This is a genomic window from Agrococcus jejuensis (assembly GCF_900099705.1).
Taxonomy (GTDB): Bacteria; Actinomycetota; Actinomycetes; order Actinomycetales; family Microbacteriaceae; genus Agrococcus; species Agrococcus jejuensis.
In genome coordinates this window covers 1,512,386-1,525,401 of record NZ_LT629695.1, presented here as the reverse complement: position 1 = coordinate 1,525,401, position 13,016 = coordinate 1,512,386, and the positions used below count along the sequence as shown (strand labels likewise).

Below are 13,016 nucleotides of genomic sequence, written 5' to 3'. Positions count from 1 at the left end.
GGTCGTCTCCGATGGGAAGTGCGGTAAATGAAAGCCATTCACTAATGGTTGGCCTGAACGTAGCAGAGGGGTGAACGCCGTGCCAGAGGTGCGCAGGAAGGTCGGGCGGCCGACGTCCCCCGTCTTGACGCAGGAGCGCATCATCGACGCTGCGTTCGGCGTGCTCGCCGACCGCGACGCCGACGAGTTCACGATGTCCCGCCTCGCCGAGCGTCTCGGCGTGCGGCCGTCGGCGCTCTACAACCACGTGCACAACCGGCAGGCGCTCGTGAACCTGCTGCGGCGCTCGATCGCGGCCGAGATCGACTCGTCGGCGTTCGAGGATCGACCGTGGGACGAGGCAATCGAGCCGTGGGCACGGTCGTACCGCGAGGTCTTCGCCCGGCACCCGCAGGTCGTCGCACTGCTCGCGACTGTCGCGATGGATGGCAACGAGACGTCGCTGCACCTCTACGAGCCGATCGTGCTCGGCTTCCAACGCGGAGGGTGGGAGACGGCGGACATCGTGCCGGTGATCGTCGCGCTCGAGTCGTTCATCATCGGCTCGTCGCTCGACGTCATCGCCGACCCCGAGAACATGAGCCCGGGTGCCAACGCGGCGCTCGCGCCGGCGTTCTCGGCCGCGGTGCGTGCGCGCGACGACGCGGATGCCGCGAGCGGCGTCTCGCACGCCGACCGCGCCTTCGAGCTGGGGCTCGCGGCCATGGTGGCGGGGCTTCGCGCGCGCATGGCAGCCGCCGGCTAGACGGCGTCCGCGATTCCGCTCGGTCGCGCGGCAGCCAGCGTCTACTCGCCCTGGAACGCACCCCATCCCGACACCCGCACGATGCGCGCGCGCACGTCGACGCGAGGCCGCTCGTGGTCGGGGTAGGGGCGTCCTCCGTAGTGCTTCGACAGCGAGTCGATGCCGGCGAAGTCAGGGTCGTCGACGATCTCCTCGACCTCGAGCTGCAGCGACACGTGGGTGTACCAGTTGCCCTCGTCGATGACGTCGAGCGCGAAGCGGGGGTCGCGGCGCAGGTGCGCGAGACGCACGCGCTCGGCGTCGAGGTTCACGAGGATGCGCCCGTCGTCCTCGAGCAGGTACCAGGTGGCGACGGCGACGGGGCGGCCATCCTTGGCGAGCGTCGCCATCACTGCGGGGTTCGGCTTGCGCAGGAACTCGGTGGCCTCGGGGCTCAGCGTCGTCGACATGCGTCCACGCTAGCGACGCGACGCGGGCGAGGTCCGGTCGCCGGGGCATCGATGTCACGCCTCCGCTCGAGTGCGGGCGTCGGTCGTCGGTCGTCGTCATGATCGACGGCTACGGTGGTCCGATGGCTCAGATCGTCGTCTGGGGGCATCGCGAGTCGCTGCGTTCCCGCCGCACTGCACTGTCGCATGCGATCCACGCTGCGGTGGTGGAGGCGCTCGACTACCCGATCGAGAAGCGGTTCCACCGCTTCGTGGGACTCGACGACGAGGACTTCATGCACCCGCAGACGCGGAGCCAGCAGTACGTCATCATCGAGATCTCGATGTTCGAGGGCCGGTCGGAGGCTGCGAAGCGATTGCTCATCGAGCGGCTCTTCGAGCGCATCGAGACGGAGGCTGCGACGTCGCCGGAGGACGTGGAGATCACGATCGTCGAGACGCCGAGGTCGAGCTGGGGGATCCGCGGGCGCAACGCGGCGGATCTGACGCTCGACTACCGCGTCGAGGTGTGAGCGCCGCCGAGCCGGACGGCGACACGCCACGACCTGCATGACGCGGCGCCGGGGCACGATCGGACGCTGGCGCGGAGCCTCGCGAGACGGTTGGCCATGGCGATCTGGAGAGGTGGGCCTGCTCAGGTGATCTGATCCAGCTGCTGCGTGTGATCCGGCACCGACGCCGAGTGGGCGTAGCCGCGCACGCGGCGGTCGATGAACGTCACCGCCCACAGGGCGATGCCGATGATCAGCAGCACGCCGGCGATGCCGTACTGGGCGATGTCGCGGCCTGAGGTCCACGGGAGCACGAGGTAGACGCACGCGATCACGCCGATCACCGGCAGGAAGGTCGGCGTCGTGAAGTGCTGGTGCTCCACGGGGTCGCGGCGCAGCACGAGCACCGCCACGTTCACGATCGCGAAGACCGCGAGCAGCAGCAGCGAGGTCGTGCCGCCGAGCAGCACCACGATCGGGTCGTCGCTGTTCGTCGCCACCCACGTGATGAGGCCGAGCGCGATGAGCGTCGTCACGACGATCGCGACCCACGGCGTGCGGCGCGTCTTCAGCACGCCCTTCAGGATGGGCGGCAGCACGCCCTGGCGGCTCATGCCGTAGAGCAGACGGCTCGCCATCATCATGTTGATGAGCGCCGTGTTGGCGACGGCGAACATCGAGATGAACGGGATGAGCGCGTTGATCGGGAAGCCCGGCGCGGCCGTCTCCACCACCGTCACGAAGGGCGCCGCGTTGCCCGCGAGCTCGCCGATCGGCACGATCGCCACGGCGAGCAGCGACACGACGACGTAGACGACGGCGGCGATGCCGAGGCCCGTGAGCATGATCTTCGGGAAGATCTTGCTCGGCTCCCGCACCTCCTCGGCCATGTTCACGCTGTCCTCGAAGCCGACCATCGCGAAGAACGCCAGCGACGTCGCCGTGCTCACCGCCAGCAGCACGCTCTTGTCCTCGGGCGTCTCGAACAGGATCACGCGCGAGAAGTCGGCCGTGCCGCCGAACACCGCGAACATCGAGATGCAGATCACGAGCAGCAGGCCCGACAGCTCGATCATGGTCAGCACCACGTTGAGGCCGACGCCCTCGGCGACGCCGCGCAGGTTCACGAGCGCCAGCAGGATCATGAACCCGATCGCGATCGGCAGCGGCGACACATCCCCGAGCCCGAACCCGATGGCGAAGTTCGCCGCGAACGCGCTCGACGCGCTCGACGCCGACGTGATGCCCGAGCACATGACGGTGAAGAGCACGAGGAAGGTGATGAAGTGGATGCCGAACGCCTTGTGCGCGTAGAGCGCGGCGCCCGCCGCCTGCGGGTACTTCGTGACGAGCTCGAGGTACGAGCACGCCGTGATCGTCGCGACGGCGAACGCGATGAGGAACGGCAGCCACGCCGCCCCGCCCACCTCGGCCGCGACCTGCCCGGTGAGGGCGTAGATGCCGGTGCCGAGGATGTCGCCGATCACGAACAGGAGCAGGAGCTTCGGCCCCATCACCCGCTTGAGCTCGGGCTGCTCGGATGCGCTGGACGCTGCGTCGGTGCTCGCGGTCATCGCGTCAGTCTGCGCCTGCGCATCTGCCCGGTCCACCCGTTGCGAGGTGCGCTTCTCCTGTTGAGGTGCGCGGAGAGCCGCACCTAAACAGGAGAACCGCACCTCGCGGGCGAGAAGCGCACCTCGCAACAAGCGCCGACCGCTGCGCGTCAGTAGACGATACGTCCGTCGCGGTCGTGGAACTCGCCCGTGGGGCCGTCCGCACCGAGCTGCGCGAGCATCACGGTCGCATCCGTGCCCTCCGTCACCGTCTGGTGGCCGGTGTGGCCGTTGAGGTCGGTCGACGTGTAGCCGGGGTCGCTCGCGTTCACGCGGAACGTCGGCAGGCTGCGCGCGTACTGCACCGTGAGCGTGATGACGGCGGCCTTCGACGCGGGATACGGCACCGCGAGCACGTGCTCGGCGTCGGGATGCTCGAGCAGGAACCGCGGCCATCCGAGCCCCGACGCCACGTTGACGATGACGGGGTTCGCCGACGCGCGCAGCAGCGGCAGCGCCGCCTGGCTCACGCGCACGATGCCGACGACGTTCGTCTCGAGCGTCGCCCGCATGATCTCGGGCGTGAGCTCGTCGATCGTGCGCGCGCCGCCGACGATGCCGGCGTTGTTCACGAGCACGTCGAGCTCGGGGAGGGATGCGATGGCGGCGGCGACCGACGAGTCGTCGGTCACGTCGAGCTGCACGGGCGTCGCGCCGATCGTGCGGGCGGCGTCGCCGGCGGCGAGGTCGCGCATGCCGGCGTAGACGGTGTGGCCGGCCTCGACGAGGCGGCGGGCGGTCTCGAGTCCGAGGCTCTTGTTGGCTCCGGTGATGAGTGTCGTGGTCATGCATTCACCGTGCGCCGCGCCGCCCCGATGCCCCAGGCACCCCTCGACGGTAGGACTCGCGGTACCAGCCATCCGCGTTGCGACGGGCGCATGATGGATGGCGTGACGGAGTTCGCGAGCGTGCTCAGGTCGTGGCGCGAGCGCGTCACGCCTGCCGAGGCCGGCCTGCCCGCGGGCGGATCGCGACGCACGCCCGGCCTGCGCCGCGAGGAGCTCGCCGCCCTCGCCGGCGTCAGCGTCGACTACGTCGTGCGGCTCGAGCAGGGCCGCGCCGAGCATCCGTCGCCCCAGCTGCTCGGCGCCCTCGCCCGCGCGCTGCGCCTCACCGACGCCGAGCGCGACCATCTCTACCGCGTCGCCGGCGCCGCGGTGCCCGCGCGCGGCACGGTGCCGCGCCACATCACCCCGGGCGTGCAGCGCCTCGTCGATCGCCTCGACGACGTGCCGCTCGCGGTGTTCTCGGCCGCGTGGGACATCGTGCGCTGGAACCGCATGTGGGCGGCGCTGCTCGGCGACCCGTCGCTGCGCACCGGCGCCGACGCCAACCTCGTGTGGCGGCACTTCACCGAGGGCCACGCCGGCATCGAGTTCGACGACGAGCACGAGGATGCGTTCACGCGCGACCTCGTCGGCGACCTGCGCTCGGCGGTCGGCACGTATCCGACCGATGCGCCGCTCGCGGCGCTCGTCGCCCGCCTGCGCTCCGTCTCGCCGGCGTTCGAGGCGCGGTGGGCGGAGGCGCGCGTCGCCGAGCACCGCTCGTCGCGCAAGACCGTGACGCGCTCGCCCGTCGGCCCCATCACGCTCGACTGCGACGTGCTCACCGCTCCGGGCAGCGACCTGCGCATCGTCGCGTACACGGCGGTGCCGGGTTCCGAGGACGCGTCGCGGCTCGACCTGCTGCGCGTCACCGGCCTCGAGTCGCTCGGGCGATCGGATGCGGCCGACCGCAGCGTCTGAGGAGCGCCCCGACCCGTTGCGAGGTGCGCTTCTCCTGTCGAGGTGCGGCTTTCCGCGCACCTGAATAGGAGAACCGCACCTCGCAACGAAAGCCGCACCTCGCAACGAGAAGCGCACCTCGCAACGGCACCCCAGCACGACGAAGCGCCCCGGCCCGCACGATGCGGGGCCGGGGCGCTGCGTTCGGTCGGCGGGAGGTCCGACCGGGTCAGAGGAGACTCAGAAGTCCCAGTCCTCGTCCTCGGTGGCGACTGCCTTGCCGATGACGTAGGAGGAGCCGGAGCCCGAGAAGAAGTCGTGGTTCTCGTCGGCGTTCGGCGACAGGGCCGAGAGGATCGCCGGGTTCACATCCGTCACCGACGACGGGAACAGGGGCTCGAACCCGAGGTTCATGAGCGCCTTGTTCGCGTTGTAGTGCAGGAACTTCTTCACGTCCTCCGTGAGGCCCACGGCGTCGTACAGCTCGGCCGTGTACTTCGACTCGTTCTCGTACAGCTCGTAGAGCAGCGTGTACGTGTAGTCCTTGAGCTCCGCCTGCTGCTCCTCGGTCAGCTTCGCGTAGCCCTGCTGGAACTTGTAGCCGATGTAGTAGCCGTGCACGGCCTCGTCGCGGATGATGAGGCGGATCATGTCGGCCGTGTTCGTGAGCTTCGCGTGGCTCGACCAGTACATCGGCAGGTAGAAGCCCGAGTAGAAGAGGAACGACTCGAGCAGCGTCGAGGCGACCTTCCGCTTCAGGGGGTCGTCGCCCTCGTAGTAGTCGACGATGATCTCGGCCTTGCGCTGCAGGTACGGGTTCTCGGTCGACCAGCGGAACGCGTCGTCGATCTCCTTCGTCGACGCGAGCGTCGAGAAGATCGACGAGTACGACTTCGCGTGCACCGACTCCATGAACGCGATGTTCGTGTAGACGGCCTCCTCGTGCGGGGTGATCGCATCGGGGATGAGCGAGACGGCGCCGACGGTGCCCTGGATGGTGTCGAGCAGCGTGAGGCCCGTGAAGACGCGCATCGTGAGCTGCTGCTCGGCCGGCGTCAGCGTGCCCCACGACTGGATGTCGTTCGACAGTGGCACCTTCTCGGGCAGCCAGAAGTTGTTCACGAGACGGTTCCAGACCTCGAGGTCCTTGTCGTCCTGGATGCGGTTCCAGTTGATCGCCTGCACCAGGTGGTTGTGGCGGTGCTGGCGCTTCTGGGCCTCGGTCTGCTGGCCGGCGGCGAGCGTCTCGCTCGTCGCCTCCCGCTCGGCGGCGATGGCCTCGCGCGTGTCCTCGATCGGGGCGTCGACGAGCTCGTCGAACGCCCCGGCCGCGCCGGCGCTGTGCTGGGTGTCGGTCATTGTCCTGATCCTGTTCTCAGTGCAGTCGGCAGGTCACAGCATGCAAGAGACGCAGCCATCCACTTCCGTACCTTCCAGCGCGAGCTGGCGGAGACGGATGTAGTAGACGGTCTTGATGCCCTTGCGCCATGCGTAGATCTGGGCCTTGTTGATGTCGCGCGTCGTCGCCGTGTCCTTGAAGAACAGCGTCAGCGACAGGCCCTGGTCGACGTGCTGCGTCGCCGCGGCGTACGTGTCGATGATCTTCTCGGGGCCGATCTCGTACGCATCCTGGAAGTACTCCAGGTTGTCGTTCGTCATGAACGGCGCCGGGTAGTAGACGCGGCCGATCTTGCCTTCCTTGCGGATCTCGATCTTCGCCGCGATCGGGTGGATCGACGACGTCGAGTTGTTGATGTACGAGATCGAGCCGGTCGGCGGCACCGCCTGCAGGTTCTGGTTGTAGATGCCGTGCTCCTGCACGAGCGCCTTCAGCTCCAGCCAGTCGGACTGCGTCGGGATGTGCACCTCGGCGTCGGCGAAGATCTGCGCCACGCGGTCGGTCGCCGGCACCCACGCCTGCTCGGTGTACTTGTCGAAGAACTCGCCCGACGCGTACTTCGAGCGCTCGAAGCCCTCGAACGTCTGCCCCTTCTCGGTCGCGATGAGGTTCGACGCCCGCAGAGCGTGGAACAGCACCGTGTAGAAGTAGATGTTCGTGAAGTCGACGCCCTCGTCCGAGCCGTAGAAGATGCGCTCGCGACCGAGGTAGCCGTGCAGGTTCATCTGGCCGAGGCCGATGGCGTGGCTCATGTCGTTGCCGCGAGCGATCGACGGCACGGAGTCGATGTTCGACTGGTCGGACACCGCCGTGAGCGCACGGATCGAGGTCTCGATCGTGCGACCGAAGTCGGGGGAGTCCATCGTCAGCGCGATGTTCAGCGAGCCGAGGTTGCAGGAGATGTCCTTGCCGATCGACTCGTAGCCGAGGTCCTCGACGTACTGCGACGGCGTGTTCACCTGCAGGATCTCGCTGCACAGGTTCGACATGTTGATGCGGCCGTCGATCGGGTTGGCCCGGTTCACCGTGTCCTCGAACATGATGTACGGGTAGCCCGACTCGAACTGGATCTCGGCCAGCGTCTGGAAGAAGTCGCGGGCGCGGATCTTCTTCTTCTGGATGCGGGCGTCGTCGACCATCTCGTGGTACTTCTCCGTCACGGAGATGTCCGCGAAGGGCACGCCGTAGACGCGCTCGACGTCGTAGGGCGAGAACAGGTACATGTCCTCGTCCTTCTTCGCGAGCTCGAACGTGATGTCCGGCACCACGACGCCGAGGGACAGCGTCTTGATGCGGATCTTCTCGTCGGCGTTCTCGCGCTTCGTGTCGAGGAACCGCATGATGTCGGGGTGGTGCGCCTGCAGGTACACCGCGCCGGCACCCTGACGGGCACCGAGCTGGTTCGCGTACGAGAAGCTGTCCTCGAACAGCTTCATGACGGGGATGATCCCCGACGACTGGTTCTGGATCTGCTTGATCGGGGCGCCGTACTCGCGGATGTTCGTGAGGTTGAACGCCACGCCGCCGCCGCGCTTCGAGAGCTGCAGGGCCGAGTTGATCGAGCGACCGATCGACTCCATGTTGTCCTCGATGCGGAGGAGGAAGCAGGAGACGAGCTCGCCGCGCTGCTTCTTGCCCGCGTTGAGGAACGTCGGCGTCGCCGGCTGGAAGCGACCCGTGACGATCTCGTCGACGAGCGCCTCGGCCAGCCGCTCGTCGCCCGCGGCGAGCGCGAGCGCGACGTTGACGACGCGGTCCTCGTAGCGCTCGAGGTAGCGGTTCCCGTCGAACGTCTTGAGCGTGTACGACGTGTAGTACTTGAACGCGCCGAGGAACGTCGGGAAGCGGAACTTGTAGCCGTAGGCCCGCTTCATGAGGCCCTTGATGAACTCGAACGAGTACTGCTCGAGCACCTCGCCCTCGTAGTACTCGTTCTCGACGAGGTAGTCGAGCTTCTCCTTCAGCGAGTGGAAGAAGACGGTGTTCTGGTTGACGTGCTGCAGGAAGTACTGGTTCGCAGCCTCACGGTCCTTCTCGAACTGGATCTCGCCGTTCGGGCCGTAGAGGTTGAGCATCGCGTTCAGCGAGTGGTAGTCCATCTGCGGCGAGTGGGTGCCCGCTGCGGACTGCTCGGTGGTCACAGTTGCCACAGGTCGTCCAATCTCTTGTTGAGCGTGGTGACGTCGTCGGGAGTCCCGAAGACCTCGAATCGATGCAGGTAGGGCACGTCGCACTTCGCGGCGATGATGTCGCCGGCGATGCAGAAGTCGGACCCGAAGTTGGTGTTGCCACCCGCGACCACGCCGCGGATGAGCGCACGGTTGCCCTCGTCGTTCAGGAAGCGGATGACCTGCTTCGGCACGGATCCGCGCCCGTGCTCCCCGTAGGTGGGGGTGATGAGCACGTACGGATGCGCGACCTCGAGCGCAGGCTCGCTCGCGTGGAGGGGGATGCGCGCAGCGGGCCGACCCAGCTTCGACACGAAGCGCGCCGTGTTGCCGGAGATCGACGAGAAGTAGACGATCTCGGGGGCGACGACGGGGGCTTCGAGGAGCATGGGTCGGGCGCTCGCTGCGGTGCTGGTGCCTGGGAGGGGCGTCAGGCCGAGAGCGCCTGGATCTTGTCGGGGCGGAAGCCCGACCAGTGGTCGCCGTCGGCGATCACGACGGGGGCCTGCATGTAGCCGAGGTCCTTGACCGTCTGGAGGGCCTTGTCGTCGACCGACACGTCGAAGAGCTCGTACTCGACGCCCTGCGCGTCGAGGGCGCGCTTCGTCGCGGTGCACTGCACGCATGCCGGCTTGGAGTAGACGGTGACAGCCATTTCGATCCTTCTCTCGCGGTGGGGGTGGTACGTGCTCGGTGCGTGGGACCGTCGGTCCCGGAGCCGGGAGCACCCACTATATGTAGGGCCACCGACATTCATGCGGCACTAGATGCGGCGTTTCTCCACATCTGATCCAACGCTTCTCCACCGGTCGGGATTCCTGCCCAGTGGTGGCGCGGAAGTGGCCTGTGGAGACCGCTCTCCACACCTGTGGAGACGGATTTCGCGACACGCCGAAGGGGGCTTACAACCGTGTGATTCGCGCACCGCATCCACCCCTCTCGAGTGGTCCGAGGATGCCGTCGACCACCCACATGCGGGTCAATCGCGCGGCGTCTCCGATGGCGTGGTCGGGGATGGGGGACCGCCTGCGCGGCGCTCGAGCGCGATGCCGCGCAGCACGACCCCGATGCCGACGGGCACGAGCACCATGAGCACGACGAACGTCGCGGGCAGCGCCATGCTCGTCGCCATCATGATCGCCAGCCCCACGACGCCGACCACGATGAGTGCGAGGCCGCCGACGATCCACCAGCGCGGCGGCACGCGATGCTCGCGCGGCGGCATCACGGGTCGCTGGCCTTCGCCGGGCAGTCGCGGCCGGCGGTCGCCGTCCGCGCCGTCGCGGGCGTCTCGGGCGCCGTCGCGACCGAGGGAGCTCATCGCTCCGGCTGCTCCGGCGCACCGCCCGATGCCGTGTCGGCGTGGTCGTCGTCGGAGCCCGAGCCGCTGGGCAGGTCGTCGACGCGCTCCTGCTCCTCCTCGCTCGGGCTCGTCGAGCTGCCGTGCTGCTGCTGATCGCTCATGCGGTCCTCCTCGCGTCGGCCGTGCCGTTCGGCGCGGCCCGCCCACGGTCCCGCATCCCGTTCGAGGTCGACAGCCCCTTGCGTGGCACCGACGCTGTCGCGCTGACCTCTTGCCCGCAACCCGCCGCCGCCGACTCGTGCACGACTCGCAGCCCCGCGAGACTGCATGCATGGCGGACGAGCGTGCATGGGCGGAGTCGGCGATGTGGTGGCACGTGTACCCGCTGGGGTTCACGGGCGCGCCGATCCGCGAGGCGGAGGCGACGCATCCGCCGCATCGGCTCGCGCGCATCGAGGCGTGGCTCGACCACGTCGTCGAGCTCGGGCTCAACGGCATCGCGCTCGGCCCGATCTTCGCCAGCAGCACGCACGGCTACGACACCACCGACCTCCTGCGCGTCGACCCGCGCCTCGGCGACGACGGCGACCTCGACCGGCTCGTCGCCGCGGCGCACGAGCGGGGCATCCGCGTGCTGCTCGACGGCGTCTTCAACCACGTGGGGCGCGAGCATCCCGCGTTCCAGGCGGCGCTCGACGGTGGGCCGGAGGCGGCGCTGTTCCGGCTCGACGGCGGCGAGGTGGCCGTGTTCGAGGGGCACGAGGCGCTCGTCGCCCTCGACCACTCGTCCGATGCGACCGTCGACCTCGTGGTCGAGGTCATGGACCGCTGGCTCCAGCGCGGCATCGACGGCTGGCGTCTCGACGCCGCGTACAGCGTGCCGAGCGCGTTCTGGGCGCGCGTGCTGCCCGCCGTGCGCGAGCGGCATCCGCACGCGTGGTTCGTGGGCGAGGTCATCCACGGCGACTATGCCGAGATCGTGCAGGCGTCGACGATGGATGCCGTCACGCAGTACGAGCTGTGGCAGGGCATCTGGCACGGCATCGCCGACGGCAACCTCTTCGAGCTCGAGCACGCGATCGGCCGCCACGACGACCTGCTCGCGACGTTCGTGCCATACACGTTCGTCGGCAACCACGACGTCACGCGCATCGCCTCCGCCATCGGGCCCGACCTCGTGCCGCACGCGCTCGCGATCCTCATGACCGTCGCGGGCACGCCCGCGATCTACGCGGGCGACGAGCTCGGGATGCTCGGGATCAAGGAGGAGCGCGTCGGCGGCGACGACGCCGTGCGGCCCGAGATGCCCGCGACGCCGCCGTCGGTCGACGCGCTCGACCCGGCGGCCGCGCGCATCCTCGACGTCACGCGCCAGCTCGTCGCCGTGCGCCGCCGGCACCCGTGGCTCACGCGTGCGCACACCGACGTCGTCGCGGTCGCGAACGGCGCGATCGTGCTGCGCACCGCGACGGTCGACGCGTCGATCGTCACGGCGCTGAGCATCGGCGACGAGCAGGTGCGGTTGCCCGCGGCGGATGCGCGCGAGGTGCTCGCGGGCGAGGGCGCGACCCTCGAGGGCGACGTCGTGCACCTGGCGCCGCGCGGCTGGGCCGTGCTCGGCGGCTGACTCGCGCGCATCGAGCGGCTCGTGCTTCGCTCGCCTCAGCGCAGCACGACGACGCCGTCGCGCCCCTCGCCCATCCAGACGGCCAGCGAGCCGTCGACGGCTGCGGCGAGGATGCCCGTGCCGACGTGGGCGTGCTGCAGCAGCTCGTCGACGTCGATGACGCGGCCGTCGAGCGCCGGCGAGTCCGAGAGTGCTGCGAAGCGCTGCGGGTCGCCGAGCTCGCGCAGCAGCGCACCCACGTCCTCGGAGCCCGTGACGCGGTGCGCGCGCCCTGGGAGGAAGGCGTCGAGGTGCGACAGCATGCCGACGAGACGCCCGTGCGCGCGGCGCGTGTCGGCGGCGACGAGCGCGAGCCACCGCTCGGCGACCGCGGGCTGCAGGTACGCGCCGATGGCGGTGGAGACGGGGTCGAGCACGCGCTGGGTCATGCGCGATCCGTGGTGCGATCCATGCCTCCGTCCTAGCGCAGCGTCGCCGCGCGGGGAAGGCTCCCTGCTTTGATCGGTTGTGCACAATCGAATTTCGTGGCACGCTCGACGCATGGCCGTGACCGACGAGATGGTGTGCTTCGCGCTCTACGCCGCGCACCGCGCGACCTCGCAGACCTACCGTGCGCTCCTCGCGCCGTGGGACCTCACCTATCCGCAGTACCTCGTGCTCGCGACGCTCTGGAACGAGGGGCCGCAGTCCGTGCGCGACCTCGGCGACGCCATGCAGCTCGACTCCGGCACCCTCTCGCCGCTGCTGCGCCGCATGGAGGAGCGCGACCTCGTGCGCCGCGAGCGCAGCGCCGCCGACGCGCGCGTCGTCGACGTGCACCCCACCGACCGCGGCCTCGCCCTGCGTGCCGAGCTGTGCCACATCCCGGCCGCCATCGCCTCGGGCATGGGGCTCGCCGACGCCGCCGACGCCGAGGGCCTGCTGCAGCGCCTCCACGCGATCGAGGCGTCGATGCACGCCGCAGCCCCCGCGAACCACGACACCGGCGACGCCGGCGCCGACCGATGACGTCGCCACCGCGACGAGACAGGAGACCCATGGACGCCATCTACACCGCCGAGGCGCTCGCGACCGGAGCCGGCCGCGACGGCCACGTCGTGACGAACGACGGGCGGCTCGACCTCGACCTCGCCATCCCGAAGGAGATGGGCGGCGCCGGCGGCGCGACGAACCCCGAGCAGCTCTTCGCCTCGGGCTACGCGGCGTGCTTCCACTCCGCGCTCCACGCCGTCGCGCGTGCGCAGAAGGTCGACGTCGGCGACTCGACCGTCGGCGCCCGCGTGCACATCGGCTCGAACGGCCAGGGCGGCTACCAGCTCGCTGTCGAGCTCGAGGTGGTCATCCCCGAGCTGCCGCACGAGCAGGCGCAGCAGCTCGCCGACGCCGCGCACCAGGTGTGCCCGTACTCCAACGCGACGCGCGGCAACATCGACGTCACCGTCACGGTCAGCGACGACTGACCCCTCCGCAGCCGGTCGACCGACTCGGTCGGCC

16 protein-coding genes are annotated in these 13,016 nt (G+C 69.3%); 6 read left to right on the top strand and 10 right to left on the bottom strand.

All coding sequences use genetic code 11. The annotated features are described in order from the left end of the window. The first annotated feature begins 124 nt into the window (after positions 1-124). Positions 125-745 (top strand): TetR/AcrR family transcriptional regulator, encoded by a 621-nt coding sequence (locus BLQ67_RS07110; RefSeq protein ID WP_172802266.1) that lies wholly within the window; start codon positions 125-127, stop codon positions 743-745. 41 nt (positions 746-786) lie between these two features. Here the strand turns inward: BLQ67_RS07110 and BLQ67_RS07105 are convergent, their stop codons facing one another. Then, positions 787-1,194, bottom strand: a complete 408-nt coding sequence (locus BLQ67_RS07105) for a TIGR03618 family F420-dependent PPOX class oxidoreductase (RefSeq protein ID WP_092503720.1) — start codon at positions 1,192-1,194, stop codon at positions 787-789. A gap of 122 nt (positions 1,195-1,316) precedes the next feature. Here BLQ67_RS07105 and BLQ67_RS07100 point away from each other — a divergent pair, with 122 nt between their 5' ends. Further along, positions 1,317-1,706, top strand: a complete 390-nt coding sequence (locus tag BLQ67_RS07100) for a tautomerase family protein (protein ID WP_092506825.1) — start codon at positions 1,317-1,319, stop codon at positions 1,704-1,706. A gap of 122 nt (positions 1,707-1,828) precedes the next feature. Here BLQ67_RS07100 and BLQ67_RS07095 read toward each other — a convergent pair whose 3' ends face one another. Further along, entirely contained in the window at positions 1,829-3,259 is a 1,431-nt protein-coding gene (locus BLQ67_RS07095; protein WP_197674640.1) for an APC family permease, read from the bottom strand. A 149-nt stretch (positions 3,260-3,408) separates the two neighbouring features. Beyond that, the gene (locus BLQ67_RS07090) at positions 3,409-4,086 is read right to left on the bottom strand and encodes an SDR family NAD(P)-dependent oxidoreductase (protein ID WP_092503718.1); all 678 of its coding nucleotides are present in this window, start codon (positions 4,084-4,086) and stop codon (positions 3,409-3,411) included. A 102-nt stretch (positions 4,087-4,188) separates the two neighbouring features. Between BLQ67_RS07090 and BLQ67_RS07085 the strand changes: the two genes are divergently transcribed. Further along, entirely contained in the window at positions 4,189-5,046 is an 858-nt protein-coding gene (locus BLQ67_RS07085) for a helix-turn-helix transcriptional regulator (protein ID WP_092503716.1), read from the top strand. A 219-nt stretch (positions 5,047-5,265) separates the two neighbouring features. On the opposite strand, the gene nrdF is transcribed toward BLQ67_RS07085, so the two are convergent. The 6 genes from nrdF to BLQ67_RS16345 form a co-directional block, all read right to left on the bottom strand. After that, on the bottom strand, positions 5,266-6,384 hold the full coding sequence (nrdF, locus tag BLQ67_RS07080; protein WP_092503714.1) for a class 1b ribonucleoside-diphosphate reductase subunit beta: 1,119 nt from the start codon (positions 6,382-6,384) through the stop codon (positions 5,266-5,268). Positions 6,385-6,417: 33 nt separating this feature from the next. Continuing rightward, a complete protein-coding gene (nrdE, locus tag BLQ67_RS07075) occupies positions 6,418-8,523 on the bottom strand; it encodes a class 1b ribonucleoside-diphosphate reductase subunit alpha (protein ID WP_092506823.1) in 2,106 nt (701 codons plus the stop codon). A 38-nt stretch (positions 8,524-8,561) separates the two neighbouring features. After that, positions 8,562-8,981 (bottom strand): class Ib ribonucleoside-diphosphate reductase assembly flavoprotein NrdI, encoded by a 420-nt coding sequence (nrdI, locus tag BLQ67_RS07070; protein WP_092503712.1) that lies wholly within the window; start codon positions 8,979-8,981, stop codon positions 8,562-8,564. 41 nt (positions 8,982-9,022) lie between these two features. Further along, a complete protein-coding gene (gene nrdH, locus BLQ67_RS07065; protein ID WP_092503710.1) occupies positions 9,023-9,247 on the bottom strand; it encodes a glutaredoxin-like protein NrdH in 225 nt (74 codons plus the stop codon). Between the two features lie 324 nt (positions 9,248-9,571). Beyond that, the gene (locus BLQ67_RS07060) at positions 9,572-9,913 is read right to left on the bottom strand and encodes an SdpI family protein (RefSeq protein ID WP_092503708.1); all 342 of its coding nucleotides are present in this window, start codon (positions 9,911-9,913) and stop codon (positions 9,572-9,574) included. After that, a complete protein-coding gene (locus BLQ67_RS16345) occupies positions 9,910-10,056 on the bottom strand; it encodes a hypothetical protein (protein WP_157674706.1) in 147 nt (48 codons plus the stop codon). Before BLQ67_RS16345 ends, BLQ67_RS07060 begins: the two co-directional genes overlap by 4 nt. A gap of 170 nt (positions 10,057-10,226) precedes the next feature. Here BLQ67_RS16345 and BLQ67_RS07055 point away from each other — a divergent pair, with 170 nt between their 5' ends. After that, complete coding sequence (locus tag BLQ67_RS07055) at positions 10,227-11,522, top strand: alpha-amylase family protein (RefSeq protein WP_092503706.1); 1,296 nt, start codon at positions 10,227-10,229, stop codon at positions 11,520-11,522. Positions 11,523-11,557: 35 nt separating this feature from the next. Here the strand turns inward: BLQ67_RS07055 and BLQ67_RS07050 are convergent, their stop codons facing one another. Further along, positions 11,558-11,950: a hypothetical protein gene (locus BLQ67_RS07050; protein ID WP_092503704.1), complete on the bottom strand. Its 393-nt coding sequence runs from the start codon at positions 11,948-11,950 to the stop codon at positions 11,558-11,560. 112 nt (positions 11,951-12,062) lie between these two features. Between BLQ67_RS07050 and BLQ67_RS07045 the strand changes: the two genes are divergently transcribed. Beyond that, on the top strand, positions 12,063-12,530 hold the full coding sequence (locus BLQ67_RS07045; RefSeq protein WP_172802264.1) for a MarR family winged helix-turn-helix transcriptional regulator: 468 nt from the start codon (positions 12,063-12,065) through the stop codon (positions 12,528-12,530). 29 nt (positions 12,531-12,559) lie between these two features. Beyond that, positions 12,560-12,982 carry an organic hydroperoxide resistance protein gene (locus BLQ67_RS07040; protein WP_092503702.1) on the top strand — a complete coding sequence of 141 codons (423 nt, stop codon included), beginning with the start codon at positions 12,560-12,562 and terminating at the stop codon, positions 12,980-12,982. Positions 12,983-13,016 lie beyond the last annotated feature (34 nt).